Origin of the sequence: Ekhidna algicida, from assembly GCF_051379705.1 — a bacterium.
Taxonomy (GTDB): domain Bacteria; phylum Bacteroidota; class Bacteroidia; order Cytophagales; family Cyclobacteriaceae; genus Ekhidna.
The window spans coordinates 3723010-3743336 of the sequence record NZ_CP179868.1 but is presented as its reverse complement, the minus strand read 5'-3'; the positions used below and the strand labels follow the sequence as shown (position 1 = coordinate 3743336).

General features: G+C 38.9%; 20 protein-coding genes. 13 read left to right on the top strand and 7 right to left on the bottom strand.

Translation table 11 applies throughout. The features are described from left to right. Positions 1-18 precede the first annotated feature (18 nt). Positions 19-1788, bottom strand: a complete 1770-nt coding sequence (locus ACL8WY_RS16860; protein WP_436515930.1) for a tetratricopeptide repeat protein — start codon at positions 1786-1788, stop codon at positions 19-21. Between the two features lie 751 nt (positions 1789-2539). Continuing rightward, a complete protein-coding gene (locus tag ACL8WY_RS16855) occupies positions 2540-3085 on the bottom strand; it encodes a hypothetical protein (protein ID WP_436515929.1) in 546 nt (181 codons plus the stop codon). Between the two features lie 109 nt (positions 3086-3194). On the opposite strand from ACL8WY_RS16855, the gene corA reads away from it, so the two are divergent. Next, positions 3195-4349 carry a magnesium/cobalt transporter CorA gene (corA, locus tag ACL8WY_RS16850; protein WP_436515928.1) on the top strand — a complete coding sequence of 385 codons (1155 nt, stop codon included), beginning with the start codon at positions 3195-3197 and terminating at the stop codon, positions 4347-4349. On the opposite strand, the gene ACL8WY_RS16845 is transcribed toward corA, so the two are convergent. Then, the gene (locus ACL8WY_RS16845; protein WP_436515927.1) at positions 4350-6101 is read right to left on the bottom strand and encodes an ATP-binding protein; all 1752 of its coding nucleotides are present in this window, start codon (positions 6099-6101) and stop codon (positions 4350-4352) included. It abuts the gene before it with no gap. Positions 6102-6286: 185 nt separating this feature from the next. On the opposite strand from ACL8WY_RS16845, the gene ACL8WY_RS16840 reads away from it, so the two are divergent. Genes ACL8WY_RS16840 through ACL8WY_RS16830 form a run of 3 tightly spaced genes read left to right on the top strand, consistent with a single transcriptional unit; the run spans position 6287 to position 9124 of the window. Further along, the gene (locus ACL8WY_RS16840; protein ID WP_436515926.1) at positions 6287-6943 is read left to right on the top strand and encodes a hypothetical protein; all 657 of its coding nucleotides are present in this window, start codon (positions 6287-6289) and stop codon (positions 6941-6943) included. Beyond that, positions 6943-8256: an ABC1 kinase family protein gene (locus ACL8WY_RS16835; protein ID WP_436515925.1), complete on the top strand. Its 1314-nt coding sequence runs from the start codon at positions 6943-6945 to the stop codon at positions 8254-8256. The genes ACL8WY_RS16840 and ACL8WY_RS16835 overlap by 1 nt, the downstream gene beginning before the upstream one ends. 1 nt (position 8257) lies before the next feature. After that, positions 8258-9124: a TolB family protein gene (locus ACL8WY_RS16830; protein WP_436515924.1), complete on the top strand. Its 867-nt coding sequence runs from the start codon at positions 8258-8260 to the stop codon at positions 9122-9124. A gap of 3 nt (positions 9125-9127) precedes the next feature. On the opposite strand, the gene ACL8WY_RS16825 is transcribed toward ACL8WY_RS16830, so the two are convergent. Then, positions 9128-9745 (bottom strand): peroxiredoxin family protein, encoded by a 618-nt coding sequence (locus ACL8WY_RS16825; protein ID WP_436515923.1) that lies wholly within the window; start codon positions 9743-9745, stop codon positions 9128-9130. A gap of 61 nt (positions 9746-9806) precedes the next feature. On the opposite strand from ACL8WY_RS16825, the gene nhaC reads away from it, so the two are divergent. The 5 genes from nhaC to ACL8WY_RS16800 all read left to right on the top strand — a co-directional run bounded on the left by nhaC (position 9807) and on the right by ACL8WY_RS16800 (position 13150). Then, positions 9807-11297 (top strand): Na+/H+ antiporter NhaC, encoded by a 1491-nt coding sequence (gene nhaC / locus ACL8WY_RS16820; RefSeq protein ID WP_436515922.1) that lies wholly within the window; start codon positions 9807-9809, stop codon positions 11295-11297. Continuing rightward, the gene (locus ACL8WY_RS16815; RefSeq protein WP_436515921.1) at positions 11290-11880 is read left to right on the top strand and encodes a 3'-5' exonuclease; all 591 of its coding nucleotides are present in this window, start codon (positions 11290-11292) and stop codon (positions 11878-11880) included. Before nhaC ends, ACL8WY_RS16815 begins: the two co-directional genes overlap by 8 nt. A gap of 119 nt (positions 11881-11999) precedes the next feature. Continuing rightward, complete coding sequence (locus ACL8WY_RS16810) at positions 12000-12350, top strand: hypothetical protein (RefSeq protein WP_436515920.1); 351 nt, start codon at positions 12000-12002, stop codon at positions 12348-12350. Next, positions 12347-12814, top strand: a complete 468-nt coding sequence (locus tag ACL8WY_RS16805; RefSeq protein ID WP_436515919.1) for a YybH family protein — start codon at positions 12347-12349, stop codon at positions 12812-12814. Before ACL8WY_RS16810 ends, ACL8WY_RS16805 begins: the two co-directional genes overlap by 4 nt. A 3-nt stretch (positions 12815-12817) precedes the next feature. Further along, the gene (locus ACL8WY_RS16800; RefSeq protein WP_436515918.1) at positions 12818-13150 is read left to right on the top strand and encodes a cupin domain-containing protein; all 333 of its coding nucleotides are present in this window, start codon (positions 12818-12820) and stop codon (positions 13148-13150) included. Between the two features lie 52 nt (positions 13151-13202). Here ACL8WY_RS16800 and ACL8WY_RS16795 read toward each other — a convergent pair whose 3' ends face one another. Beyond that, a complete protein-coding gene (locus tag ACL8WY_RS16795; RefSeq protein WP_436515917.1) occupies positions 13203-13961 on the bottom strand; it encodes a hypothetical protein in 759 nt (252 codons plus the stop codon). A 95-nt stretch (positions 13962-14056) separates the two neighbouring features. On the opposite strand from ACL8WY_RS16795, the gene ACL8WY_RS16790 reads away from it, so the two are divergent. The 4 genes from ACL8WY_RS16790 (at position 14057) to ACL8WY_RS16775 (ending at position 17264) form a co-directional block, all read left to right on the top strand. Next, a complete protein-coding gene (locus ACL8WY_RS16790; protein ID WP_436515916.1) occupies positions 14057-14380 on the top strand; it encodes a TraR/DksA family transcriptional regulator in 324 nt (107 codons plus the stop codon). Between the two features lie 81 nt (positions 14381-14461). Continuing rightward, on the top strand, positions 14462-16201 hold the full coding sequence (locus ACL8WY_RS16785) for an ABC transporter ATP-binding protein (protein WP_436515915.1): 1740 nt from the start codon (positions 14462-14464) through the stop codon (positions 16199-16201). A gap of 71 nt (positions 16202-16272) precedes the next feature. Beyond that, complete coding sequence (locus ACL8WY_RS16780; RefSeq protein ID WP_436515913.1) at positions 16273-16896, top strand: Crp/Fnr family transcriptional regulator; 624 nt, start codon at positions 16273-16275, stop codon at positions 16894-16896. Between the two features lie 155 nt (positions 16897-17051). After that, positions 17052-17264, top strand: coding sequence for a YgaP family membrane protein (locus tag ACL8WY_RS16775; RefSeq protein WP_436515912.1), 213 nt, complete (start codon positions 17052-17054; stop codon positions 17262-17264). Between the two features lie 74 nt (positions 17265-17338). Here ACL8WY_RS16775 and ACL8WY_RS16770 read toward each other — a convergent pair whose 3' ends face one another. Then, entirely contained in the window at positions 17339-19936 is a 2598-nt protein-coding gene (locus ACL8WY_RS16770; protein ID WP_436515910.1) for an ABC transporter permease, read from the bottom strand. Further along, on the bottom strand, positions 19929-20267 hold the full coding sequence (locus ACL8WY_RS16765; RefSeq protein ID WP_436515909.1) for a PadR family transcriptional regulator: 339 nt from the start codon (positions 20265-20267) through the stop codon (positions 19929-19931). Before ACL8WY_RS16765 ends, ACL8WY_RS16770 begins: the two co-directional genes overlap by 8 nt. Positions 20268-20327: the final 60 nt, after the last annotated feature.

Here is a 20327-nt window from a genome sequence, read left to right as displayed (position 1 = left end):
ATCATTTAAATAAATGCATCAATCCATTTTGATGTCATCATCCATGTAAATCGTATCTGTCATTTTTTTCAAAATATCGTCCATTTCGTTTGCGGAGCTTACCACGTTTTTAAGTAATTCTGCATTTTCCTTGCTGGTACTTTCTTCATATTCGATAAACTGAACCACACTCAAAAGCCTCACTAAAGGAGCTCTTAGTAGATGGGAAATAGCAAATGCATGTTTGCGTAACTTATCATTTTGGAATTGAATTTTCTGAGTTCTATCTCTGACTTTTTTTTCCAATGATTCGTTGGCAATTCGAATCTCTTCATTAGCTTTTTCCAGCAATATTTTTTGTTTTTTAATAACGGAAAATGCCCTTTCTCTTTTTTTGTAGCTTTTGTAAAGAAATAAAGCAAAGATCAAACCTAGAGATATAATTGAAACGAGGAAAACTAAAATATATCGCTCAGCTCTAATTTGTGCTTCCTGCTCCGCTATCTTTAGATTAGATATCTCTTGCTGTTTAACGAAAGTAACACTATCTGCCAATGCCTTTTTCTCGTACGCGTACTTATACTTAAGCTGAATTATGTTCCTTTTAGAATCTTCGGTATAGATACTATCTTTAGTAGACACAGCTAATTCATACATGATAAGTGCATCGTTAAATCGATTCAGTTTTTTGTATATTTTCCAAAGTGATTCCGCTGAGTACTGGATTTCCGCATTTGCTCCAATTTCTTGTGCAAGTCGTAAAGAGCGTTTGTTAAATTCTAGTGCAGATTTATAATCACCTCTTTCATAATAAATATCTCCAATATTGCTTAGGTGCAACGATACATTTTTCCTATCCCCTATCTCCTCAGATATTTGCAACCCTCTGCGGATGTAATACAATGCTGTATCGTACATCTTCTGACTTTTAAAGTCTGTACCAATACTAGCTAAACATGTAGAAACACCACTCTTATCACCTACTTCTTCACTAATTTTCAAACTTTTTTGATAGTACTCAATGGCTTTTTCATAGTCCTCTCTAATAGAGTAAATATCTGCTATATTACTAATTGATGCAGCCATATCGTATGAATCTCCCAATTCCTCCCTTAATTTTAAGGCTTCATCATAAAAGTAATGCGCCTCTTCGTATTCTTCCTGCTTGTGATAAATAATGCCAATATTGTTTAAAAATGTTGCTTGTCTTTTTTTATCTGCAGCACCCTTAATGAGTTGCAAACCTCTAGTGTAATGATCCAGGGCATTAGAATAATCGCCTTGACGTAAATAAACATTTCCAATATTATTTACAGTTGTGGAAATATCATTTTTATCACCAAATTCCTCTCTTATCTTTAAGCTTCTTAAAAAGTAGACCAGAGCTTTGTCATAGTCGCCTGTTGCGGTATATGAAAGGCCAAGATTATTGCATGATGCACCAACACCTTTCTTATCATCTATTTCTTCTCTGAGCTGTAATGATTTCAAGTAAACCTCACGAGAGTCGGCATAATTACCTTGCAAGTGAAAATAAACACCTTGTGTATTAAGAGCCTGAGACATTTGCCTTGGTAGATTTCTTTCTCTGGCAAATTCGAGTTGCTTCTGAGCAAAATAGTAAGCACTATCGGACTGAGTAAATAAATACCCATTCCAACTAATCGTGTTTATTGCTTCCAGTCTGGTTGTATCTGGTTGTGATGTGTCATTCCAAATAGTTAATAAACTATCAATATTGACTTGACCAAAGGCACAAGCAGTTGTAAGAAAAACGAGGCCTGATAGTATCTTTTTTATGTGCTTCAAGTAAACAATTTATTTAGGATTAATTTAATTTCAGCATTTTTATCTAGACTATCAAGTATTCATGCAAGTCTAGTTTCAATAGAGACAATCCTACCAATATAAAATTCTTACAGGCTTGATTGCCATATGGGATTCTTTTAAAAGCAAATAGCATTTTTCTGAGACCAAACCGACAACATCAAGCTTTCTTTAAGAGAAGGACTGACTAATAAAATTATATTTCTTCACAGCTAGAAAAATTTTCAAGACACATGCCTATAAGCATTTTAAAAAGTAGGAAAGAATTGTGGTCGAGAAATGTGGTTGATTTTTGCGAGTTTTTGTAACATTCAAACAACCACACAACATATAAACACCTGATAATCAGACACTAAGTATTTAGATTGATAGGTTCGAATCCTACTACCCCGACAAGATTAAGCCTTCATACGATATGTATGGAGGCTTTTTTTGTCGATATTCCGACAACCTACGAAGTGGAGTAGCTTTGCTGTACGCGTTTGAATCCCACTTCCAGCAGATTTATGTCCACTGATTCGGTAAGGCTTAGTTTATCTTAGTGAAATAAATATGAGAAGCCATCTTTCTGTGTCCTCTTCTACTATATTTTCTTGACTTTCCTATTCTCAATAGTCGTAGTATTCTCTTAATTAGTATCATAAATAGCTGGTTGTTTATGCAAAATGAACCGAAATATTTCGAGACTACAAAAAATTAACATAAACAAAGGCAATTACACTTAGCCTTCAGCCTAAGCCACGCCGATGAACAATAACCAAACGGCTCCCAAGAAATGCCAAAACATAAACACGTTGTAAGCATACTGTCGCGAACGGGAATGTACACGGTATTCCCTAATCTTTCTGAAGACAGAAATCAAGAGAATGAGCCCTACTGAAACGTGAATAAAGTGGATAAGTGAAAATGGAAATAATATATTTCTGAATGTGAGGTTGGAGTTGAGGAGTTCCTGCCATCCAATAACTTGAAGTACAGAGAAAAGCAAACCGAAAAACAAACCCAATCCTGTGAATCTGAAGGCTTTTTCAATTTCGTCTTCACGTATTTTGAGTTGCCCAATTACAATCAAAGCACTGCTAACAAGCATAAACCAGGTAGCAACCTCATAGATTGTTGGTATTGATATGGACGGGAAGTTTTGAAAGATCCAAACTACTACTAGTGTGCCGAAAATTAATGAGCTGGTCACAATAAAAAGTTTTGTCATATGCTTTCCAGCATTGATCATTTTTTTCTTCTCCTCTATCCTTTCCAGAATTATCTCTTTTTCGCTCATACTTCTTTTATACCTATTCCTTTAACTCTCCATTGTTGAACAATGTTTCAAGGCTAAACCATGACTGTAAAATTTTCTTTTTGAATTTTCAATCAACTAATTTGGAGGTATGGGAGAGAAAAAGAAAAAGATTAACCCGATTGATTTAGTGCGACCTGATAAATTATTATTGACCGGGCTAAAAACACTTTCAGAGTTAACGCTTACCCCGTTAAATATGTATGCTGACCTCAAAGCGCAAGCTAAGGGCAAAGCTGAAATCACGTTTATAGGTGAGAAGAAATTGGAAGAAGCCAAGGTTCAGCTTTTCGCTTTTAACGAGAGAGAAATCGTCGAATCCAATGAAAAAAATTTCAAGTCCATGGCTAATCCTAAGGCCTCACATATCCATTGGCTGAATATTCATGGATTACATGAAGTAGATCTTATTCAAGAGTTGGCTGGCACCATGAATCTGGACCGACTTGCTATCCGTCAGTTGCTTGATACAACACAACGTCCCAAGGTTGAAGAATTTGAAGACTATCTTTTTTTTAATGTAAAGTCAATCTTGCTTGATGAGGATGATCAACTTGATGTAGAGCAGCTTTCTTTCTTTCTTGGCAAAAATTACGTGGTTTGCTTTCAGGAAAAAGAAAGTGATCACTTTGATGATATCCGGTACAAAATTCGCGAAGGAATTGGGTTTGTGCGCAAACGTACTTCGGACTATTTGTTGATTCAGCTTTTGGATGCAATCCTTGACAATTATTTCGAAACTATTGAGGATATCAACGAGGATATTGCCGAGCTAGAAAATGATGTGTACAAAAATCCGAAAAATGAAACGCTATTTGAATTGGAAAGAAGTAAGAAGAGAGCAGATCTAATTAAGAAGTCACTTACTCCCATGGCGGAATCGATAAATTATATTTTGAATAACCGTACTTCCTTTTTTCAAAAATCCAATATTAAATACATCAATGATTTAAGAATGAGCTGCACAAATGCGCTAGAAGAAGTGGAATCGACTTCCAGATCATTGGAAAGCTTAACCAATATATATTATGCCTCGCTGAGTCAAAAGATGAATGAAACCATGAAAGTGCTGACTACAGTTGCCACAATATTTATCCCATTGACTTTTATCGCGGGAGTTTATGGAATGAATTTCGAATACATACCAGAACTTCAATACAGGAATGGATACTTTGTGATATGGGGTATTATGGGAGCGATTTTCGTTGGTATGGTGATCTATTTCAAAAAGAAAAAATGGCTTTAGTTAAGCAGTAAGCTTAATAAAAAAGGTGCTTCCATTTCCTTTTTCAGACTCCACCCACACTTTTCCACCAAGGTCCTGTACATATTTTTTCACGATGGATAACCCAAGTCCTGTTGACGCTTCACCTGCCGTCGGCTTTGCGCTTAGCTTCTGAAATCTATTAAACAGTTTCTTTTTGTCTTCGTCTGAAAAGCCAGGGCCATTATCGCTAACTTTAAATATGACACTATCGTAGGAACATTCCGCTCTTAGTTCGACCGTAGATTCCGGGTTAGAAAATTTTACTGCATTAGAAACCAAATTTTCCAGAACTAATAAAAGCAACAGATGATCAGTCCGGATCATATTATGATTTTCACAAAATTCAACAACCAAATCAATATTTTTCTTAGCTGCAATCGGTCTGTAGCGTTGTCCCACATCACGCATGATCACCTGAATATCGACTCGCTCTTGAAGAACTTTTATGCGATTTCCTTCCAGCACATCTACGTCCAAAATTTTAGTTACCATTTGGTTGATTCGCTCAGCACTGGCAGTTACCTGATTTAAAAGTTTTGCTTCACCTTCAGATAGATTGCCACTCATTCTCTGATTCACAATGTCGCTCACCATAATAATCTGACTCAAAGGTGATCTGATATCGTGAGCCAAAATTCTGACCAAATTATTTTTTTCTTCATTTAATGCTACCAGCTGAGCATTTCTATTCATTAGTTGCTCATTTTTCTGTCGAATATCCTCTTGCTGGTCTTCAATTTGATCCTTCTGTCCAACCAGAATGGTGGTTGTCTTTTGGTTTTTATAAAACAAATAACCAATTGCAAATAGAAAAACAGAAGTCACTGCAATCCCAACGATAAGTATTCTTTTTGTAGCTGTCTCCTGTTCAAGTTGCAAGTTGGCGTTCTTAATCAATGCAAGCTGCATTTCTTTCTCTCTTGTGAGTATAGAAGTACCCAATTCTTCCCCGGCGTATATATCATCGATAAATCGGTAAAGTTCTTCACCTAAATGACTTGAAATAATATCAGATATCTGCTTTTGGTACTTTTCTATCGCAATGAATTCATTAAAATATTCTTTCCATTGGCTGCCTTTTGGCATTATGTAAGAATATCCCAAACCCTTCACAGTAAAGAAATTTTGTCTGGTAACCTCACTCCCATTTTCAATGTGCATCATATATACTGGAAGATCAATAAATCCAAAACAGTCATTAGCCCCACGAACACCATCGAGCACGTTACTCTCGCTATCTATATACTCAACCGTGAAATTCACTCCAAGCTGCTCCTTTAGGTTGAGAAGCATACTTTCATATTTGGTTTCTCTTATAGTAATGGCCCTCATTGAACTCATCATATCATTCATTTCTTCATACGATCGAACAATCGGTGTTCCATTACTTGAAATGAGTACAGTAATATCAGGCAAGTATGGGTCAGGGAAATCGGCGTACTCCAGCCTCTTCTCGGTGATAGATAAAGCAGAGACACCAATAGCATTGGGATTTTCGGCTCTTCTCACAATTTCGAGAATTTTAGAAAAGTTGGTTGTTTTCTTCCAGTTTAAGTCAACGTCTATCCCCTTCTCAACTTTTAGGAAAGTTTGGAAAGTTCGAAGCATTTCAGGCTCAATTCCCAACATGCTACCATTGCCATCTTCATAAATAAATGGTTCTGAAGTGTACCAATAAAGATTAAGTGTGATTTGGTTGCGATCCTGCCCATATATTGTAAATACTGGCATTAGGGTAACCATAAAAATAAAGCAGCAGTAAAAGCGGTGGCGCATCGAATAAATATGGCAAATTTATCGCTTTAGTAAAATTTACTAATAACGCATTTATAAACAAGCATTTTACAATAAAATTTAAAGATTTCTAAACCATACTTATACCAAGTTGGTTTTATAGTCATATCAAAGCATAGATCATGGCAAAAAAAACAGTTTCAAAAAAAACGATTCAGCTGGGGTACCAAAATTACCTCTTGGAAGAAGGTAAGAAACCAGAAACGGTTCGGATTTTCACTAAGCACCAGAAGATTTCAGATGATGATTTTTATAAGCATTTCGGATCTCTAAAAAACATCGAATCATCCATTTGGGATGGCTATTTTACGCAAACTCTCAACGTGCTCCACAAAGATCCGGATTTCGAGGAAATGGATGGACGGGAGAAGCACCTTTCATTCCTTTATACACTTTTGGAAGTAGTGAAGCCTGATCGGTCTTATGTGCTCTATAAATTGGAAAATAAAAAGCCACATGAACTTCCATCTGAACTAACTCAAACAAAAAAAATCATTAATCAGTCAGACATTGATTGGGCTAAAACTTTTGAATTTTTACCTGAAAAAGCCCAGAATATTTCTCATACAGCCTACAAGAAAGTGCTTTGGTCACATTGTATAGCTATGCTATTCTTTTGGGTGAAAGATGATTCTGGAAATGCTAAAGACACTGATGTATTCATAGAAAAGTCTACACGTACGGCATTTGATATTGGTGAACTACCAGCTCTTGATTCAATTATTGATCTCAGTAAATTTTTCTTACAAAAAATGGGCTTCTCGAAAGCTACCGCTTAATGTCAAAAGAACTCGACAGAATACCAATAGGTAAAGTAAAACGTGCCAGCAAGTTTGTTACAACTGGTGCAAAGGTGGGTGCTAATTATATAAAAGCATACAGTAAAGCAGCTATCAAAGGCAAGCTGGACAAAGAAGGGCTGGATAGCGAAAACGCTAAAGACATTTACGACTCGCTAAGCGAGTTAAAGGGAAGTGCTCTCAAGATGGCGCAGCTCTTAAGTATGGATCAAAACGTCCTGCCAAAAGCTTACTCTGATAAATTCGCCATGGCGCAATACAGTGCTCCTCCACTTTCATATCCACTTGTGAAGAAGACATTTGTGGCCAACCTTGGCAAAGATCCGAATGAAATCTTTGATCTATTTGGAAAGACTGCCAGCAACGCTGCGTCTATGGGTCAGGTTCACAAAGCTGAGCTAAAAGGCAACAAACTGGCTGTGAAAGTGCAATACCCAGGAGTTGCAGACAGCATCAAGAGTGATCTCAAACTTGCTAAACCGTTTGCACTAAAACTCATGAAGGTAAAAGGGAAAGAAGTGGAACCTTATATGAAAGAGGTCGAGGGAAAGCTTCTTGAGGAGGCCGATTATGAGTTAGAGTTGAAGCAATCGATGGATTTTGCTGAAAAATGTAAAGAAATTGAAGGTGTGTTTTTCCCTACTTATTACCCTGAACTTTCAGCTCCTCAAATATTGACCATGAGCTGGCTGGAAGGAGAGCCAATTGGTGCCTGGATGAAACGGGAGCAGAGTCAAGCAAGCAGAGATCGTTTAGGCCAAATCCTATGGAATTTCTACATGTTTCAGATGCATGAGCTGCGGATGATGCATGCTGATCCACATCCTGGCAACTTCATTATCAATGAGGGTAACGATCTTGGAGTTATTGATTTTGGTTGTATTAAGCATATTCCAAATGACTTCTATCAGGCATACTTCGAGCTGGCCAGCTATGCTGTATTAGATAATCCGCAGCGTGTAGATGAGTTATTCAGAGAACTTGAAATAATCCGTCCGTCCGATCCTGAGAAAGATGTGAAAATCGTAACCACAATGTTTACCGATTTGATCAAACTATTGAGCAGGCCTTTTAATGAGGGTGAATTTGATTTTAGTGATGACGCATTCTTCACTGAGATTTATCAAAAAGGAGAGCAATTATCAAAAGATCCAGAAATGAGTCGTTTGCAGGCACGAGGTTCTCGACATTTCATATACTTCAATCGCACCTTTTTTGGCTTGTACAACATCTTGCATTCACTCAAAGCAAAAGTTGATTGTTCGAAAATTCAATTCTTAAGTATAGCTTAATATGCTCAAATACATCATTGGATTAATCCTCATCGGGTCATTTATCTCTTGCAAAAAAACCGATAAGAAAACTGAGTCGCTGCTTTATCTATCGGTGAGAGACAAGGATTACAACATCTTTCTCAATGATCTCGATGGTAATGAGAAGCAGTTGACAAACAATCCCGGATTTGACTATGCTCCTATGTGGAATGAGATATTAGGTTCGGTCATTTATTATTCATACGAGAATGATTCCTTCCTCATTGCCAATATGGATCTCAGTGGACAGCCTATTTCTTTAGAAACCTATGGACAGCAAGAATTCAATCTTTCTCCGGACGGAAAGAAGCTCGTATCTCAAGTCAATATCGGGGATTTTTCAGCTCTAATACTCGCCAATATCGATGGCAGTTCTCAAGACACAATTAGCGACACAAAGTCTTATAACGGCAGAGCCAAATGGTCTTGGCAATCCAATCAAATTGCTTATATCTCTGATCGAGAGGGGAATAATGAGGTTTATCTTTACCATCTAGAAGACCGGTCCACTCGTAGGCTGACCAATAACGATGAAGTTGAAAAGTATTTAACATGGTCGCCAGATGGAAATAAGCTTGCCTACACTACTCAATACTATGAAGAAGGAAAACCTGATAGGAATGATGTCTTTGTATTGAATCTGAAGTCAGGCAAATCAAGTCAAATCACTTCTAACGATTATAACGACACTGAACTGGCCTGGTCTCCTATTTCAGATCGAATTGCTTTCCATTCAACGCGTGATGGCGAAGATCACATTTTCGTAATGAATAGCGATGGATCCAATGTGGAGCAAATTACTCGTGTAAGTGCCTACCACGGAGAGCCGTGTTGGGCCTGGGAATAAGAATTATTTAATGGAACTTCTAATCAGATAATAAATCGACAAATCAGTTGTCAATTTTGAATATTCTCCGTTCTCCATGGCTTGAGAAAGCACTAAATCGTCAGACCATCCTTCCTTCTTAAATTCATCTTTTAAGATCACCTTTCCACCTGACTTGAACTTGATAAAGTTCCAGTCTGCATCATATATAAATGCTTGTGGATAGGATATCTGCCTAGTTTCCTTTAAGAATTCTTCTTGAAAATCTTTAAGCAGCTTTGAATCCGAATAGAAGTAAATATCAAATGGCCATTGTTGAGTTTTAATTTTTTCAGCCATCTTTTCGTTATAGGGTTGAATAGCTACAGCTATGATTCTGAATCCCTTGGATTTCCATTCTCCCTCATTCTTCCTTATGTAATTGAATGTCAATATACAGGGTGTGCATCCCATATTCCAGAAGTATATCATGGAAGGAATATCATCTGTCTTTAATTCATTCATTGCAATCTGATTTCCATCCAAGTCGAGAAGAGTATCATTAAACTCTAGCTGGGCAAACGAATTGATTGAAAGAAAAAAAAGTACACATATTAGGGACAATCTTGTCATATTTTCTGCATTGCCATAGATACTTTTCATTCTACAAATTTACAGTCTAAATGAAAACCTCTATTTTCGAGGGTTCGTGAAAAGACACACTATGACAACAAAGCGAGAACCTACCTTATTAGAATCATTCATTCCAATCATTTTCCTAATCCTAATCCTGGTGGTCAATGTTGGTATTTTTGGAAGTGAAGCACTGGGAGGTTCAAACCAAATCGTACTCATTCTTTCTGCTGGTGTCGCTACGCTAGTTGCTATTCGAATAGGCTACAGGTGGCAGGAAATTCAGGATGGAATAGTTAAAAGCATTAGCTCAGCTATGGCATCTATCCTTATTCTTCTTTTGATCGGCGCACTTGCCGGAACCTGGATGCTTAGCGGTGTTGTCCCAGCGATGATTTACTACGGTTTGCAAATATTGAATCCAACAATATTCCTTGTAGCTGCATGTATCGTTTGCTCCATTGTTTCCATTGCCACAGGTAGTTCATGGACTACTGCTGCCACCGTTGGTATCGCTTTGATCGGCATTGGTCAGGCACTCGGCATCTCGGAAGGTTTGGTTGCAGGTGCCATATTATCAGGCGCCTATTTCGGAGATAAGATGTCTCCACTATCTGACACCACTAATCTGGCTCCTGCTATGGCAGGCACCGACCTATTTACCCATATTCGTTACATGACGATTACAACGGTACCGTCAATCATTTTAGCACTCCTGATTTTCCTCATTATCGGGTTTACAAATACCAGTGATGGAGCCATTGAAGGAAAAGAAGCAATACTCTCGGCTATAGATGGAACCTTCAATATTTCCGGTTGGCTTTTCATCGTTCCTATTGTAGTGGTGGTTTTAATTGTGAAAAAAATGCCAGCACTTCCAGCTTTACTAATTGGCACTTTACTGGGTGCTATTTTCGCGCTGGTTTTCCAACCAAACTTAGTTAACGAGGTAGCAGCCACAGCTTCCTTTGATGGTATTCTATATGAATCATTTTCAAATTCCGCTCCTGGTCTTACTAATTCATTCATCGGCACTATGCAGGCAATGTTTGGAGACATTTCATTTACTACAGGAAATCAATTATTAGATGATCAAGGTCTACTGAGCGCTTCAGGGATGTCAGGGATGCTGGGCACCATCTGGCTTATTCTATCAGCAATGATTTTTGGTGGCGTAATGGAAAGATCGGGCATGCTGAAAAGAATTGCTACTGCAATTATTTCAAAAGTAAGATCAACCGGATCCTTGATTTCATCAACTGTGGGAACTTGTATATTCTTTAATGCAACCGCATCCGATCAATACCTTGCCATTGTTGTACCGGGTCGAATGTATGCTGATACATATAGAGAAAAAGGCCTTGCTCCTGAGAACTTAAGTAGATCACTAGAAGATTCCGGAACGGTGACTTCTGTGCTTATTCCATGGAACACATGTGGAGCCTATCATGCAAGTGTCCTTGGCGTTTCAACAGGCACTTACCTACCTTACTGCTTCTTCAATATTATAAGTCCTTTTATGACAATATTAGTGGCATACACAGGCTACAAAATCAAAAAATTAGCTGGTAAAGGTGAATAATCGTTTTGCCGAACATATTACTAAAGAAGAGCTTCGGTCCCTTCCCCTACTTGCATTTGAAGGTGAAATTCATACACTGGATACGGAGGAGGACTGTAAAAAAGCAGTCAACGAGTTAAGAAAGTTTGATACACTTGGTTTTGATACTGAGAAGAAACCAACCTTCAATAAGGGCGAGTATAATCATACGGCTATGGTTCAGCTTTCCACTATGGAGGATGCGTACCTATTTCGGCTAAATAATATGGGCTATCCTTCCTCGCTATTCGATCTCATGGCAGATTCGTCTATTTTGAAGCTCGGCATCAGCATTGATGACGATTTGAAAGACTTAAACAAGGCAAGAAAATTTAAGCCCAAGAATTTCACGGATTTAAATGATGTTGTGCGGGAACTAGGTGTTAAACACATGGGCGTCAAAAAGTTAGCAGCAGTTTTTCTTGAATCAAGAATTTCTAAAAATCAACAAGTATCCAACTGGGAAAATGAGACGCTTTCTCCTGCTCAGCTCAAATACGCGGCTACTGACGCGTGGATTTGTCTGGCTATTCATAGAAAACTCTTAGCTCAAGGGTATATTTAGTCGAGGTTTTCTTACGCTGCTTTCGAATCGCGATTTCTTCGGATCAAGTCTGGTTTTAACTTTATCAAACTCACCATGAGGCTGAATATATTAACTTGTGGTATTCAAACTACAAGCCAATGGCTACTAGTAAAGCATCCGAAGAAACCCTTCTACTCTACTCCGACCTACTCGCGACAATTGGGTTGGAGCAAAAAGGTAAAAACATGCCATACACATCAATCAATGGAAACATGTACTCCTTTGTAGCTAAGGAAGGCTATGTTGCGATTCGATTATCGGAAGACGATAAGGAGGCATTCATGAAAAAATATAATGCAGGACCGGCCATTTCATACGGAGCGACGATGCGTGGGTATGTCCATGTTCCTGATGATCTTCTCAAGAAAACCAAAGAGCTGTCGGAATACATCCGAAAGAGTCATGAATTTGCAAAAACACTAAAACCTAAGCCAACCAAGAAAAAATGAAAACCATATTTTTAGCATTGCTCGTCTCTTCAATTTTCTCTTGTTCTGAGCAAGGATCATTTGACGTTTCGGATGAAGAAGCAATCAATCGGATTCGAAGAAATTATGTCAACGGTTGGCTTGCCGATGATAGCGAGACCGTGGTTGGACTTTTTGCCAAGGATGCGGTAATTATACCGAGTGGCCTCTCTCCTATAAAAGGAAGTGAAAAAATTGAAAATTATTGGTTTCCAAATGATAGTTCTAAGACAATCATACATTCATATTCTGTGGAGCTGCTAGATCTTCAGGGAACTGATTCCATGGCATACTCATTGGAAATCGGAACATTAAATTTCACCTATACGTCCGGTGATTTCAGCATGACCAAAGAATCAACTTCCCATGCAACCACGGTTTACAAAAAAAATGATGATGGAAACTGGTTGATTGTTTCCAGAATGTGGACCAGCCTAAACAAATAAAAAATGCCGTTTGATAATTTAGAAACTATTCAGCCCAAGGAAATCCTGCCAGGATATACTGTTCGTTTTGTTCATAGCAATAGCATGACGTTTGCTTTCTGGGATGTGAAAGAAGGAAGTCCTCTTCCGGAACATTCGCATCATCATGAGCAAGTGGCGCAGGTTATTGAAGGAGAATATGAATTGACAGTGGCTGGCGAAACAAAGCGTTTAAAGCCGGGTGATGTAGCCATTATTCCATCCAATGTTCTTCATTCAGGAGTTGCAATAACAGCCTGCAAACTGATGGACGTCTTTTGTCCGGTAAGGGAAGATTATTTGAATACCAGCTCATAAAAAAAGCGATTCGGTCATCCGAATCGCTTTTTATTTGGATCAAATTCCTTTGTTACCAAGTACCAGATTCTGTCACTGATCCATCTGAGTAGTAAGCATATGTACCGGAGTTTCCAGTAGCATCCCATGTTGCCGTGTAGTAGAGTGCTCCATCAAAGCTATATGAAAGCGACCCTGAGTTATCAGCTTCAACAGATATTTCCATTAGGAAGCCCTGCTCATCATTAGAAACTGTATAGTCAAATGATCCGTCAGCACTTTCTACCCAAGCATATTCAAGTACTACTGTACTTCCTACTTCCGCATTCGGATTAGTAGCAAACAATTGCATGTATCCATTTCTAAGCTCCGCCTTAGACTCTTCTGCATATATTATTTGCTGGAAGTCTCCGCCATTCACTGACCAGAAAACCTGAAATATGTAGTCTTCATCTGTCTCACATATTTGATATGCCACAGTGAAGCTCTCCGTGCCAGCTGTTGAAGTCCAGGTATATGTGACAGAATTATCACCACAAATACCTCCAATTGGAGAATCTGCCTGAATCGCATTGGAAGGTTGGTTAAAATAACTTAGCCAAATGGTCATCAAGTTCGCTGTAGAAAGGTAAGTACCAGTGAGTGCAGCATTCTCATCATCTGAATTTACCAGATTATTAATGACAGCCTGCTCGATTGGCGGGTTCGATTGGTCAAAAGCAAATTCCACAGCGGCCAGGTCTATGGTGCCATCATCGTCCTTACTACATGATACGCTAAATAGTAAAGCTGCTATTGCTACGACCAGTGTGATTTTTTTCAGGTGTTTCATTTTTGGTAGTTCTAATTATAAGATAAATTTTTCTTTAATAAGTACAAAAATAGTCAGATTATCGAATTCACTATTCTTTTTGATACTTTTAGCTAATGGAAGTCGATGAAATAAAACAAAAAATCGAGGAAGAAATATCTAAGACAGCATCGCTCATATCCGACTACAAAGAACAAAGCAAACCTGTTACTCTAGACAACTCTATTGGAAGAATTTCAAGAATGGATGCGATCAACAATAAGAGCATCACAGAATCAGCTTTGCGGCAAGCAGAGCTTAAGCTATCCAAATTGCATCAGGCAATGGATAACATCGACAAGCCAGATTTTGGCCTTTGCATCAAGTGCAAGCAACCCATTCCACTTGGAAGAATTCTCTTGATGCCCGAAAGCAATAAGTGTGTAAACTGTGCCCGATAAAAACAAAACAGTCTTTCCTTAGAGTTTGTAAACCAAACTGACTAAGAACCATTTTTTTAAAAACGAGGTTACATCTTCTTTATGAGCAAAAACAAAAACGTCACCTTCGCCTGGGCAGTTAGAAACATCATCTGGCCGAGAAGAAAAACCATCTTTATTGGATTACTCCTAATCATCATAAGCAGACCTGCCGGACTTGTCTTGCCAGCTGCCACTAAATACCTTTTGGATGATGCGGTGCCTAACAAAGATTTTGAAATGCTCAAATTGATTGTCATTGTCATCGTTATATCACTTGCGGTTCAAGCCATCTCATCATTTCTGTTGACAAGGATACTCAGTGTGGAAGCTCAATTCCTTATTTCTGAACTAAGGGTAAAAGTCCAAAAGAAAATCCTCTCCCTTCCAATCAATTTCTTTGATAATAACAAGTCTGGAGCGCTTGTCTCTCGAATAATGACAGACGTAGAAGGAGTAAGAAATCTTGTAGGGACAGGTCTGGTTCAGCTCATAGGTGGCACCATTACCTCTGTGCTCGCACTGATTCTATTAATCAATATTAGTCCCTCCATGACCATTTTTACCTTGGTTCCTGTTGGGCTATTTGCTTTCATCGCTCTAAAAGCTTTTGGCAGAATCAGGCCAATCTTTAGAGAACGTGGCAAGCTCAACGCGGAGGTCACCGGACGGCTAACAGAAACACTCAATGGCGTACGCGTAATTAAAGGTTTCAATGCTGAGTCATCTGAAAATAAAACATTTGAAGATGGTGCAAGAAAGCTTTATGAGAATGTGAAATCCAGTTTGACAGCAACCGCTGTGGTAACAAGCTCTGGCACTTTTTTGATTGGTTTTGCCAGTGCTGGTATTCTTGCAATGGGTGGCTATTTTATGATTGAAAATGAGCTTACCTCAGGTGAATTAATCTCGTTCATCTCGCTTCTAGCATTTATGATCGCACCTATTGTCCAGATGAGTAATATTGGCAGTCAGCTGACCGAGGCTTTTGCGGGATTGGATCGAACGGAAGAAATTATGAAAATGGATCCCGAAGATATGGTGGATGACCGTCCAATCATTTTGGATAAAGTAAATGGAGATATCGAGTTCAATAATGTCTCATTCGCCTATGAAGAAGGTAAAGAAGTTTTAAAGGGAATCTCATTTAAAGCGCCTCCGGGATCTGTCACAGCTTTGGTAGGTAGCTCCGGCTCTGGGAAGTCTACAACGGCTAGTCTGGCTGCAACATTTCTCAGTTCAAAGAAAGGAGATGTCACCATAGATGGACATGATATTACCAAAGTAAACCTATCCAGCTATCGAAAGCATCTCGGTGTTGTTCTTCAGGATGACTTCCTGTTTGAAGGGACAATCCGTGAAAATATTTTATTCCCCAGACCTGACGCCACTGAATCAGAGCTGATCGATGCGGTTAAAGGAGCTTACGTCAATGAGTTTACTGATCGATTTGAAAATGGACTCGATACGGTAATTGGTGAACGTGGAGTAAAACTATCCGGTGGTCAAAAGCAACGGATATCCATTGCTCGGGCTCTATTGGCCAATCCTAAAGTAATCATCCTGGATGAAGCAACTTCAAATCTTGATACTGAGAGTGAAACATTCATCCAGAAGAGTTTGGATGGTTTGATGAAAGATCGAACCACGTTCGTTATTGCCCACCGTTTAAGCACTATCCGCAAAGCAGATCAGATTCTAGTCATAGAAGAAGGGGAAATTGTGGAGCGGGGAACGCATGATGAGTTGATCGCGAAGGAAGGACGGTATTTCGAGCTCTATACCTATCAGAGCAGGATATAGATTTTAGCATATTGTTTTTGGTCTTATAGAATAAGTAAACTAATAATCTTTAGTGCTGCTATATTTATCAAATGAATGAAATTCATCGATCGCTCTCGTTTCTAGGTCCTGAACTGCTCAATAAAATTGAGATGTCGTCGGTAATCAAGGATATACCAAAAGGCACTGAGATTCTCCGGGAAGGTCAGTTTGTGAAAGTAATTCCTATCGTACTTGAGGGACTCGTAAAAGTCTTTTCCCGATACAGAGAAAAAGAGCTTCTCCTCTACTACATACGTTCGCATGAGAGTTGTATAATGTCATTTGCAGCAAGCCTACAAAATGATCCCAGTAAAATTCATGCGGTTACTGAAGAGGATTCAAGGATTCTCCTTTTGCCGGTAAATGAAGTAGCCAGCTGGATTAAACAATTCCCTAGTATCAATTCATTGTTTTATCAGCAATACAATCTACGATATAGTGAACTGCTAGATACCATAAGCCATGTAATCTTTGATAAGATGGATAAGAGGCTACTCGACTATTTAACAGAACGATCCAAACTGACAAAGCACAATCCCATTAAAGTGTCTCACCAGCAAATTGCCAATGAATTGGGCACGGCAAGAGAGGTGATTTCCCGAGTGATGAAAAAACTAGAATTGGAGGGAAAAGTACATCAACATAGCAATAGTATTGAGATAAAAGAGTTGTGACAAAAGTCACTGTTTTCGTATAAGTGATAGCCTAGCTTTGATCTTATGAACAGAGAAAAAGCTGCAAAACTTGTTGGAATATGCATCATATGCGTCAGCATAGTCTACGGCATTGTACTGGTCATTGAATTTTTATCTAACTAAATGATATTGTCATGAAAAAGAACATGGGATCAGCAGATCGAATTATTAGATTGATAATTGCGGCAGTAGTCGCTTACTTATACTTCACCAATGTGATAGCTGGGACGTTGGGGTTGGTACTCCTTATACTGGGAGTCGTGTTTTTTCTTACAAGCCTGGTTAGCTTTTGTCCGCTCTACGCACCCTTTGGACTTAGCACATGTGCAACGAAAGAGAAAAAATAAGGCTCATTTTGCTATAATATCAAAAAAGGCAGCTTCAGCATGAGGCTACCTTTTTAACTATGATGAAAACGTACTTATTCATTTCTAATACTTTCTGTGGGATCTGAGATCGCAGCACGATATGTCTTAACGGATACAGTGATTAAAGCAATAAATATGGTAGCTGCACCTCCCAACGCAAACGTATACCAGTGGTCCATCACATCTATGCGATACGCGTATCCACCCAGCCACTTTTGAATAAAATACCAAACCACGGGTATCGCAATACAAGAAGCCACCAACACCAGCCAAACAAATTCTTTGGAGATTAAGCCGATAATTTGCTGTGCAGTCGCACCTAAAACTTTACGTATTCCAAGTTCCTTCTGTCTCTGCTGCGACGCATATGCCGCCAGACCAAAGATTCCGAGACAAGCCAAGAAAATGGAAAGTGCAGAGAACGCGCTAAATACTTTGGCTTGCTGCTGCTCCTTTTCATAGAGTTCTTTCAGGCTATCATCAAGAAACTCGTAAGTCATTGGAAAGCCAGGAGCGAGTTCGGAAAAAGTCTTATCGATAAAAAGAAGATCATCTTTCACGTTTGCTAAATTGATCTTTACAGCGAGCTTTCTATGAAAACCTCCACATAGAATGGCAAGAGGTTCTATCTCATCCTTTAATGTGCTGAAATGATAATCAGATGCAACACCTATTACAGGAACATTATCAATATCCCACCCTGGCATTGTGACTTTCCTGCCAACAATATCTTGAGGATTCAATCCCAATTCCATTGCCGACCGTTCGTTAAGTATCACAGCAAACTCCTGATCAGAGGTAATCTCTTTGGAGAAATTCCTGCCTGCCACGATATCTATTCCAAGGACGTTAAAAAAATCTGTGTCGGTAAATAGTGTACGCATTCGATGTGTTTCCGGTACACCGGTGATCACAAAACTCGACGCATCATGAAAGCCTCCTGGCTCTCCTGATATCATAGTTGTACCCGTTATATTGGAATTTGTCATTAAGCGATCTTTGAATTGATCGCGCCTTGATCGAATCTCGGAATTGTTGAGATCTACAAGAACAATCGCCTCTTTGTTAAAGCCCAAATCTTTTGAGTTTAGGTAATTGGTTTGCACTGATATAAGCATGGAGGCGACGATTAGAAATATAGAGATCGCAAATTGTGTGACGACAAGTGCCTTCCTTAATCCTACATTTTTACCTGAGGTCAGTTTGCTCCCTTTTAGTATGGACACTGACTTAAATGATGAAAGTAACAACGCTGGATATACGCCGGAGCTAAGTAGAATGACAAAAACCAATGACGCGAAGAATAAGATTACATTCAAATCCATCCAGTTCAAAGCCACTTCTAATCCGAAAAATGAATTAAAAACTGGTGTCAGGAATTCACAAATTCCAATGGAGATTAGTATTGCGAAGAATAAAATCATCAATGACTCACTGAGAAATTGCAGAATCAATCGACGTTTTGATCCGCCTAGAACTTTCCGTACGCCAACTTCCTTAGCTCTCATAAAAGACTGAGCTATTGATAAATTCACATAGTTGAAGCATGCAATAAACAGGATTGCCAACGCTACTGCGCCAAGCGTTAGAATCGAGGTGAAGCTTCCATGCTGAGAGTAATCGTATCTTGTTTTGTTGTTGAAGTAGATATCCTTTAAAGGCTCAAGCTCCAATCCTATCTTACTCCCCGCCTTTTCAAAATCATCTCCCATGTACTTTTCCATAAACTGGTCCAACTTCCCGTTTAGATTGGCTGCCTGTTGAGGCGTGGGAACCTTGACATACGTGTTAAGGCTATTGTTCCACCAGCCGTTAAACCAATCAAAACCATCCAATAGATCAATGGAAAGCACAATAGAGAAATCTAAATGAGTATTTCCCGGTAGTTCATCCATAACGCCAGAGACGATGAACTCATACTCATTATCTAGTTCAATGATTTTCCCAATTGGGTTTTCACTTCCAAAATATTTTTCAGCAGCTGCTTGGGACAATACCGCAGAATTTGCTGTAGAAAGGACCGTTTCTTTGTCACCAACCGCAAGAGGGAATGAAAAGAACTGAAAGAAATTTTGATCTGCAAAAAGCAGGTCATCTTCCATGAACTGTTTCTCACCGACCGATACAAGTCCATTTTCTGGTGCTGCCCGGGTCACAGCTATCACATCTGAAGGATAGTCCGAAAGCAAAGCATTGGCATACGGTGCTGATGTCACTCCGATCCGATAAGGTGTTCCATTCATCTCAGAAACACGCAGCGTACGATAAATCTGATCGCCATCCTCGTGAAATGCATCGGTGTTTACTTCCGAATAAATGTAGAAATACAAGAAAATTGTAGCCACCAGACCCATCGTAAAGCCAAACAGGCTAATTAGCGAGGTAGATAAATGGCGGTAAAGGTTTCTAAGTGTAAGTATTGGATTGAATATGAACATAGTACCGGAGTTTGAGTTTTTGAATGATTTGAGTGTAGATGGTCTCAGATAATTAAAGACCTGATACCAATATTTTAGTCCTTTGAAAATGTTTGATTTAGTCTCTGAATAATACTGCTCCAGATCACCCTGTAGCTCCTCTACTAATTCTTCCTTGCAAAACCAACGAATCAGTTTGAGAGAAAACTTCGGTGGATGTGACGTGCTAGACATGGATGAATTTCAACTCGAATGATGGAACCTGATTCCAGAGATTAGCCCGAAGCTCTTTCACTTCATTTAATGCAGCTTTTCCATCTGCTGTCAATTCATAGATACGTTTTCTCCTTCCGCCTCTCTCCTTTGTTGCACCGCCCATTTCAGATTTGAGAAATTCCTTGTGCTCTAGTCTACTCAGCGTGGTGTGCAGCGCACCCATAGAAATAGATCTATTGACCTGATTGTTAATTTCATCCTTGATACGTAGCATATACGCATCCTCTTGAAGTATGAGAACGACAAGCAGTAGTAGTTCTTCGAATTCGCCCAGATTGGTTCCTTTCATTGTGATATTGGTTGTAGAAAGTATTAGTTTCTATTTTGCAGATATCTAACGAAAGTATAG

Coding starts and splice junctions, on each gene's coding strand:
- ACL8WY_RS16855 (WP_436515929.1), bottom strand. CDS start 3,085: ATGAGCGAAAAAGAGATAATTCTGGAAAGGATAGAGGAGAAGAAAAAA.
- corA (WP_436515928.1), top strand. CDS start 3,195: ATGGGAGAGAAAAAGAAAAAGATTAACCCGATTGATTTAGTGCGACCT.
- ACL8WY_RS16845 (WP_436515927.1), bottom strand. CDS start 6,101: ATGCCAGTATTTACAATATATGGGCAGGATCGCAACCAAATCACACTT.
- ACL8WY_RS16840 (WP_436515926.1), top strand. CDS start 6,287: ATGGCAAAAAAAACAGTTTCAAAAAAAACGATTCAGCTGGGGTACCAA.
- ACL8WY_RS16835 (WP_436515925.1), top strand. CDS start 6,943: ATGTCAAAAGAACTCGACAGAATACCAATAGGTAAAGTAAAACGTGCC.
- ACL8WY_RS16830 (WP_436515924.1), top strand. CDS start 8,258: ATGCTCAAATACATCATTGGATTAATCCTCATCGGGTCATTTATCTCT.
- ACL8WY_RS16825 (WP_436515923.1), bottom strand. CDS start 9,745: ATGAAAAGTATCTATGGCAATGCAGAAAATATGACAAGATTGTCCCTA.
- nhaC (WP_436515922.1), top strand. CDS start 9,807: ATGACAACAAAGCGAGAACCTACCTTATTAGAATCATTCATTCCAATC.
- ACL8WY_RS16810 (WP_436515920.1), top strand. CDS start 12,000: ATGGCTACTAGTAAAGCATCCGAAGAAACCCTTCTACTCTACTCCGAC.
- ACL8WY_RS16805 (WP_436515919.1), top strand. CDS start 12,347: ATGAAAACCATATTTTTAGCATTGCTCGTCTCTTCAATTTTCTCTTGT.
- ACL8WY_RS16800 (WP_436515918.1), top strand. CDS start 12,818: ATGCCGTTTGATAATTTAGAAACTATTCAGCCCAAGGAAATCCTGCCA.
- ACL8WY_RS16795 (WP_436515917.1), bottom strand. CDS start 13,961: ATGAAACACCTGAAAAAAATCACACTGGTCGTAGCAATAGCAGCTTTA.
- ACL8WY_RS16790 (WP_436515916.1), top strand. CDS start 14,057: ATGGAAGTCGATGAAATAAAACAAAAAATCGAGGAAGAAATATCTAAG.
- ACL8WY_RS16785 (WP_436515915.1), top strand. CDS start 14,462: ATGAGCAAAAACAAAAACGTCACCTTCGCCTGGGCAGTTAGAAACATC.
- ACL8WY_RS16780 (WP_436515913.1), top strand. CDS start 16,273: ATGAATGAAATTCATCGATCGCTCTCGTTTCTAGGTCCTGAACTGCTC.
- ACL8WY_RS16775 (WP_436515912.1), top strand. CDS start 17,052: ATGAAAAAGAACATGGGATCAGCAGATCGAATTATTAGATTGATAATT.
- ACL8WY_RS16770 (WP_436515910.1), bottom strand. CDS start 19,936: ATGTCTAGCACGTCACATCCACCGAAGTTTTCTCTCAAACTGATTCGT.
- ACL8WY_RS16765 (WP_436515909.1), bottom strand. CDS start 20,267: ATGAAAGGAACCAATCTGGGCGAATTCGAAGAACTACTACTGCTTGTC.